The organism is Blautia sp. OM07-19 (assembly GCF_003481595.1).
Classification (GTDB): domain Bacteria; phylum Bacillota; class Clostridia; order Lachnospirales; family Lachnospiraceae; genus Blautia_A; species Blautia_A intestinihominis.
On sequence record NZ_QULA01000003.1, the window covers coordinates 18,452 to 30,900 of the forward strand.

Genomic DNA, 12,449 nt, shown 5'->3' on the forward strand with positions numbered 1-12,449 from the left:
CCTCTACTTTCCGCTTTCAATAAGCTTTGCATATTGTTCATATTCAGATTTGTTATAAAAATATTCTTTGTTTTTTCCGGAAATTCCCAGATCCGCAAACCACTCTTCCAGTAGTTTGTTTCTAAGTATTGTCTGGGTCGGCTCCGCCAGAGTATTCAGGTTCCAGAGACTGAAATGAAGTGCATAGTTGATAAAGTCTTTCTCAACTTCCTCAAAAATCCCCTCCTGCTTCATTCTTTCCCGAAGTGCCGTTAATGCCTTATAAAAACAATCCCATGATTTTTCTCTTGTCTTGGAAAGAGAATCCTTTGCATCTCTTCTCTGATGTGCCAGAATTTTATCTGTCACTGCAATTTTCTTTGCAAGTGCTACTGCACTGAACACAAATAACAGATCATTGCTGGTGCGTTGCTCCTGGAACGTAAGATTTTTTTCATCTACAAAAGATTTCAAAAACAGCTTATCCCATGCCCATCCTACAAAAACCTTAAAAATATTGTCTGTCATCTGTCTGCGTCCAAACGGTGCATATGGTGGAAGCTCCTGCATACGCAGTGTCCATGGTGTTTCTTTATATTCGTCCTTTTCTGTCAGATACTGGTTAGAACGGAAAACCACCATTTCCGCCTGATACCGTTCCGCCTGTTCATACGCTGTTTCCAGCATATCCGGTTCAAAGAAATCATCACTGTCCAGGAAAGAAAGATATTTCCCGGATGCATGACGAAGGCCAAGATTCCTGGCCGCACCGGCTCCTGCATTTTTCTGAGACAGAACTTTTATCCGATGATCTTTTTGTTCATATTCTTTCAATATCTGAACAGAGTCATCTGTAGAGCCATCGTCCACACACAGAATTTCAATTTCTTTTAATGTCTGACCGACAATCGTGTCAAGACATTGTTTCAGATACTTTTCCACATTGTATACCGGAAGTATAACAGAAACTTTTATATTCTCCATTATTATCACCTGCTTATTTTCTGAGTTTTTTTAACATTCTTTTTATTTTAATCGGAACATACATAACTATTCTTCCAACACGCAGTGTTGTGGAGTTTTCAAGTTCCTTTACTCTTTTTTCTAAAATACGCTCTTTTTTACTCTGCAGATAAAATTTCTCATAAAATCCGTCCGGATCCTTGATCATAAACTGCAGGTTTTCCCATTCTCTTACTCCAAACACACTTTCTTTAAGTTCACCATTGTCTCTGGCTCTGCGAAATTCCCTGCTGATCCGCTGTATATATTCCCTCTTGAACTCATCACCGATTCGTCCCAATGTAAAATTATAGTTATGAAGTTTTTTGAGTGAATACATATATTTAAAGCGATTCCAGATTTCCGGATCCCTCATGAGGATATCCTTGATATAATCATATTCTATATTGGTACAATAAACTTTTTCTTTATTGTTTACAGATGAATTCGGGTTGTCACGACGGTTCATATAATATGGTTTATCCAGAATCATCGCACGCTGGGCATAAATGAATGTCTGAAAATAAAATCCATTATCCTGGAAAGAAGCACCTGGTGTCTCATTATGTCTGATATGATGCTGTTCCAGGAAATCTCTTCGATAAATGCCGCTCCATGTATTCATAATAAAACGAAGTGTTTCCGGTTCCTGGCTTGGATTAAATACTTTATTATACCATTCTGCTGTTTTGTCCAGATGATTATATACCAGATTCATATTTCCATTTTCATCGTTTCTGGTAAATCTGTAAAAATCAGCTTTTACAAAATCAAGTTCGTTCTTTGCCGCCACATTATACAGATCTTCATACATATAAAGCGGAACAAAATCATCTGGCTCAACAATTCCAATATATTCCCCTGTTGCCTTATCCAGTCCAACGTTCATGGCTTTTCCATAACCACCGTTTTCCTTGTCAATCACAACAAACCTTGAATCTCCTGCTGCATATCTCTTTATAATCTCAAGAGAACTGTCTTTTGAGCCATCATTAACACAGATAATTTCAATGTCTTTCAGCGTCTGTCTCTGAAGACTCTCCAGACATTCATCCAGATACATTTCCACATTATAGGTTGGAACAATAATTGATACTTTTGCCATTTCTTTTTCTCCATTCCTTATCTTTATATTATTTTTTTATGATACATCTTATTTTTCTCGGGATTGCAGTGATTCCCCTTCCAAGTTTATATGACCAGCTGGTTAACACACCTGACATTCTGCTTTTCAGAGTTTCATGCTGTTCTTTCAGAGTATTATGTTCAGCTTTCAGTAACTGGTATTTTTTCATTTCTTTCTGGAAATCTTCAATCTCACATTTAAGCTCTTTGATTTCAGCTCTGAGTTCTTTATTTTTATTATCCTGTTTATCTCTCTGATACAGCGCTTTTAATTTTATTACTTTTTCGTTTTCGCTGATTTTCTTTAATTTCCTGTAGTTCTTTTCATTTAACGCCTTTATATTTTTTATACTGTATACATAGAAATAAAAATCTATCCACTCTGCCGTCAGATTTTCTGAAATTTCCTGTTCGATTTCACAAAAGTCCATTTGCCAGATTGCTCTGCATGCATTGTCTCTCATTCTGTCCATCTGTCTCAGCAGAACATCGCAGTACTCCCTGTCAAATTTCTCCTCTTCGATATAATGTCCCAGTGATTTCAAAACCACATAATACGAATATGCCAGACGCAGACCGCTGCTTCCTGTCATAACAGATTTTTCCCTTAAGCGGCGTCTGTAAAAATTCCCATTTACATAGCGTACTTTCTTTGCTTCTGTAAGACATTGAATTGTAAAAATATTATCTTCACATACAATTCCCTCAATAAATCGGATACCCTTTTTTTCCAGAATATCTCTTCTCATCAGGCACAGGTAAACCGCAGGTTTATATTCTCCATAAGATACTGCTTTTGCAAAAAACTCTTTTCCTGTCATGCAGCCACTGTAATCTCCGTAGCGATTATAATAACCGGAAAACTGCTTCTGATCCCGCTGTAACGATTCATTTTCATAAAATTCTTCTGCACTGAAAAGAACCATATCCAATTCTTCCTGTTCAGCCATGGCTACACAGAATTCAAGTGTCTTCTGTTTTAAAATGTCATCGCTGTCCAGAAAATAAATGTATTTTCCGGATGCTTTCTCCAGTGCCCTGTTTCTGGCAGCAGATGCGCCCGGAGCTTCCTCTCTCAATATACAGATACGCGGATCTTTTTGCGCAAATTTCTCTGCGATATCCAGAGATCTGTCTGTGGATGCATTATCCACACACAAGATCTCAAGATTTTGAAATGTCTGTGTTGTAACTGATTCCAGGCATTCTCTCAGATAGTTTTCTACATTGTAAAACGGAATGATTACTGTAACTTTGACATTCTCTACAGCATTTCCTGAGGGACTCCAGTCTTTCAGATCAACTAAAACCTGTTTCTGTTTTTCTGCTTTTTTGAGAGCCCGTCTTTCCCAAAGTTCCTCTGATGGCTTTTCCAGGAGTTCCAGAAGTTTATCAAAATCCTCCGGAGCATAAAAATACTGCCGTGTATGTCCTCCGATACCCAGTTCATATAACTCAGTCTTGCAGCAGCTCCTGACAAAAATTTCTTTATCAGAAATTCTCTCTAACATACTAAAATAGTTTCGAAGTGTTATATTAACAAAATTTCTTTCCAAATCCTGAAATAATTCTCTGCGCTTCAATTCTTCTCTCAGCGCAAACGCATTTTCCATCAGGGAATTTACTGATTCAGCTATCGCAGCATCCTGTTTTTCACTCCTGTCTGCGATCAGTTTACTGTCGAGAAGAACTACTGTTTCAGCAACTGCCAGCGCCAGTCCTGCCATTGCCTGTTCCGATAATCCATGGTGCCACATCATCTTTATGGCTGTATCTTTCCTTAACAGGATATCATACAGAGAAATCCCTGCCAGTTCCAGAATCTGACTCGACTGTTCTGACACAGAAAACTGGACTTCCTGATTTCTGTTGCAGACAATGGCACCCGCTTTTTCATATTTCGCCGCAGCACGCATCATTGTCTCTAAGAACTGCTCTTCATATGAAAGAGATGAGTTCCAGAATATTATAAATTTGCCCTGAATTTCTTCGAAGAAATTATCTGTTTCTTCAATATGCTGTTTCAGTGTGATATCTGAATGCTGCTTTGTTTTATCCAGCGCTCTCTTTGAGTTTCCCAGATTAACAAGAATAACTTCTCTTTCTTTAAAACTCTGTTTATCTATAGATTCCAGAATTGTTTCCATATCAGACATAGAATCATACACAGGAACAATTATCGAAATTTTCGTACACATATCATCTTCCTCCAAGTCTTCAAGTCCTCTACCCTAGCTGTTTTCTGATTTTATGCGCCACCCTGATGGCCAGTTTTTTCAGAGAATACTTTTTATTTTCTTTCTCTGCATTTTTGGCTCTGGTCACCCAATAGGACTTTTCCTGTTTTAATTTCTGTACTTCCAGAAACAGATACTCTCCCGCTGTACACTTCATCATATTCTGATAAATCTGATATTTCTGGGCATTATAGGAATAACACTCTTCTTCCCTGAAATCTGCCAGGTCAAATTCCTCAAAAAATTCTGCCTTCATACGGTCATATACCTGACAGAAAGATTCTCCTGATTTCAACGAACACAGATTATAGATACTTACACCAAACGCAAGGTTTCGGAAACTGGTTTCTACTTCACTGTAAATTCCAAGTTCCAGCAGTTTCTCTCTCAACGTCTTAAGGGAATCGTACCAGTCCCACGGAGTCTTTGTGTTATTCGCCTGAAGACTGGTCGGAATCTGTCTGTAATTTACCAGTACCTCCTGAAGAATGGTAACACGCTTCGCAAGTGCCAGTGTCAGAAATACAAAGTATACATCATTAAATCTCGGCAGAGCCATAAACTCTATATAATTTTCATCGATCAGACTTTTTCTGATCAGCTTTGTCCATGGACATCCCGTTCCTATATTGAAAATATACGGAAAAGATTTCCCCTCAAAAGGTATCTGCTCCGGGATATACTCCGTCTTGAGAATAACATTGCTTTTTTTGTATGTTTTTGTTGCCTCATAGTACATGCGCGCATCAAACATACAGATATCTGCATCATCCTCTCTTGCTTTCCTCAGGCTGTGCTCCAGCATTTCCGGTTCAAAGAAATCATCTCCATCAAGAAACAGGCAGTATTCTCCCTTCGCCTGTCGGATTCCTTCATTTCGCATAACTCCTGCCAGACCGCAATGCGGCATTTCGATCAGACGGATCCTTGAATCTGCTTTCCCATGCTCCCGGATTCTTTCCCTAGTCTGATCATCCGAACCATCATCTACACAGAGTACCTCAAAGTTATCAAATGTCTGCGACTGCAGGCTGTCCAGACACTGGTCTATATATTTTTCGACATTATAAACAGGAATAATAACGGATATCTCCGTTCCCTTATCCCTTCCGCCCACATCTTTCATAGATTGTTTCCTCGCTTTTACTGTACATGATACGCATAGTATAACATAGTCTGTATGCTTTTAGCAAATTCATTTCTCATATTACAATTTATTTATAAATATATCAACAATATTAAATATATTTTATGTTTTTATAATTTCCTGACCAGACTCGACATTTTATGATATGATACACATATTCTTAGGCAAGGAGATCATACCATGAATCACGAACCAGATATATATCCGTTTAAATTTTCTATCATTACTGCTGTATATAATATAGCACCCTATCTCTCTGAGGCCATTGAGAGTATTCTCTGTCAGGATATCGGTTTCAGAGAATCGGTCGAATTGATTCTTGTAGATGATGGCTCTACAGATTCTTCCGGCGAAATCTGTGATCATTACCAGGCTTTATATCCATATAATATTAAAGTGCTGCACAAACCAAACGGAGGTGCTGCTTCTGCCAGGAATGCCGGAATTGCACTTGCATCCGGAAAGTACCTGAATTTCCTGGACGGAGACGACAAACTTTCTCCAAATACGCTTTCTGCTGTATACAACTTTTTTTCCACTGTTGATGATCAGATCAGTCTTGTATCTGTTCCGATACAGTTTTTTGAAAAAAAGGAAAACGCCCATCGGCTCAACTATAAATACCGGGACGGCAAAGATCAGATCATTGATCTGAATGTCCAGTACTCCTATGTACAGATGTCTATTGCTTCTTCCTTTATAAAGCATAATGTACTTAACGATCATTCTTTTGATACTTCTCTGCGCTATGCAGAAGATGCAAAAGTGATCATGCAGCTTCTGCTCGATCACCCATACTATGGAATTGTCCCTTCCGGCTGCTATTATTATCGTTTTCGAAACACACAGAATTCTGCTCTGAATGGCACAAAACTACACAGAGAATGGTATCTTGACTGTCTGAAAAATTATCTTCAGTGGGCACTTCACTCTGCCCGCCAAAAATATGGTAAAATTCCATTTTTTGTCCAGTATAATGTCATGTATGATCTCCAGAGCCGGTTCGGCTTGCCTGAAATACCGGAATCTGTCCTGACTACGGCTGAACATCTGGAATTCCGGACACTCCTTAAGGAACTGCTGCAATCCATCGACGATAAGATCATTCTGGAACAGAAAAATCTTTCCCGCGAACAGAAAGACTATATCATCTCTTTCAAAAAAGGAAATGGCACCCTGACGCATGCACCAGAAGATCTTTTTTTTCAGTATGGGAATTTGAAGCTTTATCCTGCCTCATCCTATCTTCTGAAATTATTTCATGCTGAAATTTCAGGAAAAGATCTGAGGATTACAGGATCTGTAAAATTCAACAGCAGATTTCCATATCCGTCTGCACTTTATGTACAGTTGCAGCGCCACATGCTGAAAGCCCGTATTTTTTACTGTGACTGGTCAGCAAATACATCTTCTGATTTTGTATTTGACGGAACACTTCTGTCACAGTTTTTGGATTTCGAAGTAAAAATTCCTCTGCGCTTTCTTCATGGACAAAGTACTCTGCTGTTCTATATGGTCTGTGACAGTCAGCCTGTCAGATTCAAAAGTCTCCGTGCGGAGTCATCTTTTCCGGCTGTTACTTCTTCATTCGGAACATCCTGCCAGTTGTCCATCGTTTCGCACACATTATCTTTAAAGAAACGCAGGAGCTTCTTCTGATTGCAATATCATAATTATCGCCCGGCACAAAGTGTTATTTAAAATAACATTTTGTGCTATATTTTTTCTTGATTTCCTGTTTTTTCTATGATATTATCATCTTGTCAACATATTATTGTTATTTAAGCGAACATTCTAAGGAGCATTTTCATGAAAAAATTATCAATGACTTTACTTTCAACTCTGGTATCCGATAAACGCCAGCAGAAAAATATGACTCAGCAGGATCTTTCTCTTGCTACCGGTATCAACCGCGCATTAATCTCCCGCCTTGAAAAGAAGGATTTTGTTCCATCTATCAGTCAGCTGGAAAATCTGGCCGAGGTACTTGGATTTGAACCTTCTGATGTATTTACAGAAGCTTCTTCAACCAGACTTGGCTCTCCATCTCCACTCAACATCGCAGTTGCAGGTACCGGATATGTAGGTCTTTCCATTGCCACTCTTCTTGCCCAGCATAACCATGTAACAGCCGTTGACATCATCCCGGAAAAAGTGGATCTGATCAATCAGCGCAAATCTCCTATTCAGGATGAATATATTGAGAAATACCTTGCAGAAAAAGACCTGGATCTTACCGCTACGCTGGATGGAATTTCTGCCTACAAAAATGCGGACTATGTCGTAATTGCCGCACCTACCAACTATGACAGCCAGAAAAACTATTTTGACACTTCTGCCGTAGAAGCCGTGATCGAACTGGTGCTCAAAGTTAATCCTGACGCCATCATGGTTATCAAATCCACCATCCCTGTCGGCTATACGGAATCTGTCCGCAAAAAATATCACACCTCAAAAATCATCTTCAGCCCGGAATTTCTTCGTGAATCCAAGGCTTTATACGACAACCTGTATCCAAGTCGTATCATTGTATCCACCGATCCAGAAGATCCGGCTCTTGTACAGGCTTCTCAGAACTTTGCAGCACTTCTGCAGGAGGGTGCTCTCAAGGAAAATATCGATACCTTATTTATGGGATTTACAGAAGCTGAGGCTGTCAAGCTGTTTGCCAATACTTATCTTGCGCTCCGTGTATCTTATTTCAACGAACTTGACACTTACGCTGAAATGAAGGGACTCAACACACAAGATATCATCCAGGGTGTCTGCCTTGACCCACGTATCGGTACTCACTACAATAACCCTTCCTTTGGTTACGGCGGTTATTGTCTGCCGAAGGATACGAAGCAGCTTCTCGCCAATTACAATAATGTTCCACAGAATATGATGAGCGCTATTGTCGAAAGTAATCGTACCCGTAAAGACTTCATCGCTGACCGTGTCCTCCAGAAAGCCGGTTATTACGCCTATGATGAGGGAAATACTTTCAATTCCTCCATGGAAAAGCCTGTTACCATCGGTGTTTACCGTCTGACTATGAAATCCAATTCTGATAACTTCCGTCAGTCCTCTATCCAGGGTGTCATGAAGAGAATTAAGGCGAAAGGAGCAACCGTGATCATTTATGAACCAACTCTCGAAAATGGTTCTACATTTTTCGGAAGCAAAATCGTAAACGATCTGGATGAATTCAAACAGCAGTGCGACTGTATCATCGCCAACCGTTATAATTCCTGCCTGGACGAAGTAAAGGACAAAGTCTACAGCCGGGATCTTTTCCAGAGAGACTGATAAAAAACAAAACAAATCCTGTCATCTCTAAAGCTTCAAGCTTCTGAGATGACAGGATTTTTATATATAAACCTGTAATCTTTTCTTCAGTACCTTCGTAGCCGGTCGTTCTACCAGATGATAAGTCCCTATACCTGCCATTATTGTCACCAGAATTGAGACTGTAAGCGCCGGCACAGGATAATCATGAAGAAATACCGTATTTTTCCAGAGTGTCCTTTTTAATACTGCGAATACAGCTTCCTGCATAACATAAATGGAATAAGCATATCTTCCAGGAAGACCTATCATTTTGTGATCTGTCAGCTTCGAAAAAACGCCTCTTCTTGTCAGCAGACAGGCGAAAAATACCGGAAACAGAATTATCACAATAAACTGATTATCATATGCTTTTGAACTGCAAAAAAAGTCTATCAGAAGCATCGACAACGTCAGAATCTCCAATACTCTGATCAGCCAGACTTCTATACCGCCTGTCCTTTCCTGTACCTGTTTTTGTTTTTTCCATGTCGCTGTAAAATTTGCCCACTCTATCGCAAACAGATATCCAAGGCCGATCCCGGCGACTGCGCGTGCCATGCCAAGGTTGATGATTCCATGGAACATCTTACGTCCGAAACCGCCGTCCATGGCATTGATGTTGATCTCATAACCAAAATAGATCAGCATGCAGATCAGAAGCTTCATCTTTGCCGAGTTCCGAAAGCATTTATACAGCACAAAATAAAAAATCTCCACCACAAAAAATGCCGACACATACCAGTTCAGTCCCTGCCAGTCCGTCGCCAGCCCGCTGGACTGCAAAAACAACAAATCCACAAAGGACGCATAGATCGATTTTCCAAAAAACACCGCCGAGATCATGATCGAACACGCCAGCACCGGCCACAGACGGATTATCCTTCGCATGATAAATCCCTGCGTGGTCATCTCCGGATGTCTCTGTATCGTATGATAAAGAAAATATCCCGATATGATAAAGAAACACTCCACAATATACTTCGCATACTTCGACTGCTCCGCCAGCCGGATATAAAGATCCGCGTTGCCTGTATAGTCCATCATAAAAGAATGGAGCAGATGGAAATATACGATGCATATGGCAAACGCGAAGCGGAGAAATTCTATGTTGTAATATCTTTTTTCTGTATTCATCCTGTACCTCAAAAAGTCTCCCAGATCAGCTCTCTGAGAGACTTTCATATTTATGCTATTTTCGCTTTGAGTTCTTCAATCTCTTTCTGCATGTTATTGTACATTTTAAGAAGTAATGAAGTGTTGTCGTTCTCAAGTTTTGTGATTCTGTAGTACTGCTGTAACTCTTCCAGATTTCTCTCTACTTTCTGAACATCTGTTTCCAGATGCTCCTGTACTCTGTCCAGTTCATGAAGGATAAGATTTTCAGAATGAGTGAGTTTCTCGTCCATTTTCTGCATCATTCTTTCTTCTGATGCTGTTATCTTTTCATCTATCTGCTGAAGAATATTCTGTTGTCCATCTTCTAGACCTGTTACTTTGTTCTCAAGACCTGTCATCCTGTCCTCAAAGCCTGTCATCCTGTCTTCAAGACCTGTTACTTTATTCTCTAGGCCTGTCACTTTGTCTTCTAGACCTGTTACTTTATCTTCTAGACCTGTTATCTTTTGTAAAATCAGTTCCAACATTTCATGTTCTGTCATTCAATCTCTCCTTATCCTGCCAATCTGCTTGATCCCGTTAAAGTTATTGTATCACGTCCAGAATGTGAAGTCTATTATAAATTGCCAAGGTTCATTGGTTGTTTATGGCTATTATTAAAAGACGTATATAAGCCATTGAAAAAATGACAAAATATAAAAAAGTTAGACACGTCATGGGCATTTTGCTCAAAATGACGTATCTAACTCTATTTGTTAGAAATTCAGTTGTTACATGAAATATTCTTTAGAACTTGCCAGCGTCAGCAGCTTCCTGTACGGCAACTGCTACAGCAACAGTCATACCAACCATCGGGTTGTTACCTGCGCCGATGAGACCCATCATTTCTACGTGAGCCGGTACGGAAGAGGATCCTGCGAACTGAGCGTCAGAATGCATACGTCCAAGTGTATCGGTCATACCGTAGGAAGCAGGACCTGCTGCCATGTTGTCTGGGTGAAGTGTACGTCCTGTACCACCGCCGGATGCAACGGAGAAGTATTTCTTTCCTTTTTCGTTGCATTCTTTCTTGTAAGTACCTGCAACCGGATGCTGGAAACGTGTCGGGTTTGTGGAGTTACCTGTGATAGAAACGTCAACGCCTTCTTTCCACATGATAGCAACACCTTCCGGAACGCTGTTAGCGCCGTAGCAGTTAACTTTTGCACGAAGTCCCTCAGAGTAGGATTTGCGGAATACTTCTTTAACTTCGTTCTTGTATGGATCATACTCAGTCTCTACATATGTAAATCCGTTGATACGGGAGATGATCTGAGCAGCGTCTTTTCCAAGACCGTTCAGGATAACACGAAGAGGTTTCTGACGAACTTTGTTTGCTTTCTCAGCGATACCGATAGCACCCTCAGCTGCTGCGAAGGACTCATGTCCAGCCAGGAAGCAGAAGCAGTCTGTTTCTTCTTCCAGAAGCATTTTACCAAGGTTACCATGTCCAAGACCTACTTTACGTGTGTCAGCAACGGATCCAGGAATACAGAAAGCCTGAAGTCCTTCACCGATAGCTGCTGCAGCGTCTGCTGCTCTTCTGCAGTCTTTTTTGATTGCGATAGCTGCACCTACGATGTATGCCCAGCAAGCGTTCTCGAAGCAGATCGGCTGGATGCCTTTGATCTGGTTGTATACGTCAAGGCCTGCATCTTTGGTGATTTTCTCTGCTTCTTCGATAGAAGCGATTCCATAGCTGTTTAAAACTGAATTGATTTTGTCAATTCGTCTCTCATATGATTCAAATAAAGCCATTTACTTATCCTCCTGAAATTATAATCGGTATAATTATTCTTTACGTGGGTCGATGATCTTAACAGCATCTGCAACACGGCCGTACTGACCTTTTGCTTTTTCCCATGCAGTGTTCGGGTCATCACCTTTTTTGATGAAGTCAGTCATTTTGCCAAGGCTTACAAACTGATAACCGATAATTTCATTATCTTCGTCAAGAGCGATACCTGTAACATAGCCTTCTGCCATTTCCAGGTAACGAGGACCTTTCTTGAGTGTTCCGTACATTGTACCAACCTGAGAACGAAGTCCTTTACCAAGATCCTCAAGTCCTGCACCTACTGCAAGTCCGTCTTCAGAGAAAGCAGACTGAGAACGTCCGTAAACGATCTGAAGGAACAGTTCTCTCATAGCTGTGTTGATAGCATCACATACAAGGTCTGTGTTCAGAGCTTCCATAACAGTAAGTCCTGGAAGGATCTCAGATGCCATAGCTGCGGAATGAGTCATACCTGAACATCCGATTGTCTCAACCAGAGCTTCCTGGATGATACCTTCTTTTACGTTCAGGGACAACTTACAGGCACCCTGCTGCGGAGCACACCAGCCTACACCATGTGTGAAACCGGAAATGTCCTTTACTTCCTTAGCCTGAACCCATTTTGCTTCTTCCGGAATCGGAGCAGCTCCGTGATGCACACCCTGTGCAACTGGGCACATTTCTTCTACTTCGCGTGAATAAATCATGTTAAAAC

Annotated in this window: 10 protein-coding genes; 2 read left to right on the top strand and 8 right to left on the bottom strand. The window is 40.5% G+C overall.

Annotated elements, in window-relative coordinates:
- Positions 1-3: 3 nt before the first annotated feature.
- Genes DXC01_RS03675 through DXC01_RS03690 form a run of 4 tightly spaced genes read right to left on the bottom strand, consistent with a single transcriptional unit; the run spans position 4 to position 5,469 of the window.
- The gene (locus DXC01_RS03675) at positions 4-963 is read right to left on the bottom strand and encodes a glycosyltransferase family 2 protein (protein WP_118698290.1); all 960 of its coding nucleotides are present in this window, start codon (positions 961-963) and stop codon (positions 4-6) included.
- Positions 964-976: 13 nt separating this feature from the next.
- The gene (locus DXC01_RS03680) at positions 977-2,086 is read right to left on the bottom strand and encodes a glycosyltransferase (RefSeq protein WP_022215557.1); all 1,110 of its coding nucleotides are present in this window, start codon (positions 2,084-2,086) and stop codon (positions 977-979) included.
- A 28-nt stretch (positions 2,087-2,114) separates the two neighbouring features.
- Positions 2,115-4,304 (bottom strand): glycosyltransferase, encoded by a 2,190-nt coding sequence (locus DXC01_RS03685; RefSeq protein ID WP_118698291.1) that lies wholly within the window; start codon positions 4,302-4,304, stop codon positions 2,115-2,117.
- A 28-nt stretch (positions 4,305-4,332) separates the two neighbouring features.
- Positions 4,333-5,469: a glycosyltransferase family 2 protein gene (locus tag DXC01_RS03690; protein WP_118698292.1), complete on the bottom strand. Its 1,137-nt coding sequence runs from the start codon at positions 5,467-5,469 to the stop codon at positions 4,333-4,335.
- 201 nt (positions 5,470-5,670) lie between these two features.
- Between DXC01_RS03690 and DXC01_RS03695 the strand changes: the two genes are divergently transcribed.
- Positions 5,671-7,149 carry a glycosyltransferase family 2 protein gene (locus DXC01_RS03695; protein ID WP_118698293.1) on the top strand — a complete coding sequence of 493 codons (1,479 nt, stop codon included), beginning with the start codon at positions 5,671-5,673 and terminating at the stop codon, positions 7,147-7,149.
- Between the two features lie 150 nt (positions 7,150-7,299).
- Positions 7,300-8,781: a nucleotide sugar dehydrogenase gene (locus DXC01_RS03700; protein WP_118251395.1), complete on the top strand. Its 1,482-nt coding sequence runs from the start codon at positions 7,300-7,302 to the stop codon at positions 8,779-8,781.
- Positions 8,782-8,841: 60 nt separating this feature from the next.
- Here DXC01_RS03700 and DXC01_RS03705 read toward each other — a convergent pair whose 3' ends face one another.
- The 4 genes from DXC01_RS03705 to DXC01_RS03720 all read right to left on the bottom strand — a co-directional run bounded on the left by DXC01_RS03705 (position 8,842) and on the right by DXC01_RS03720 (position 12,441).
- A complete protein-coding gene (locus DXC01_RS03705; protein ID WP_158583614.1) occupies positions 8,842-9,936 on the bottom strand; it encodes an acyltransferase family protein in 1,095 nt (364 codons plus the stop codon).
- Positions 9,937-9,986: 50 nt separating this feature from the next.
- Positions 9,987-10,460 carry a hypothetical protein gene (locus DXC01_RS03710; protein WP_118251393.1) on the bottom strand — a complete coding sequence of 158 codons (474 nt, stop codon included), beginning with the start codon at positions 10,458-10,460 and terminating at the stop codon, positions 9,987-9,989.
- 244 nt (positions 10,461-10,704) lie between these two features.
- Positions 10,705-11,715 carry a GGGtGRT protein gene (locus DXC01_RS03715; RefSeq protein ID WP_118251392.1) on the bottom strand — a complete coding sequence of 337 codons (1,011 nt, stop codon included), beginning with the start codon at positions 11,713-11,715 and terminating at the stop codon, positions 10,705-10,707.
- Between the two features lie 33 nt (positions 11,716-11,748).
- Positions 11,749-12,441 carry an iron-sulfur cluster assembly scaffold protein gene (locus DXC01_RS03720; RefSeq protein ID WP_005422272.1) on the bottom strand — a complete coding sequence of 231 codons (693 nt, stop codon included), beginning with the start codon at positions 12,439-12,441 and terminating at the stop codon, positions 11,749-11,751.
- Positions 12,442-12,449: the final 8 nt, after the last annotated feature.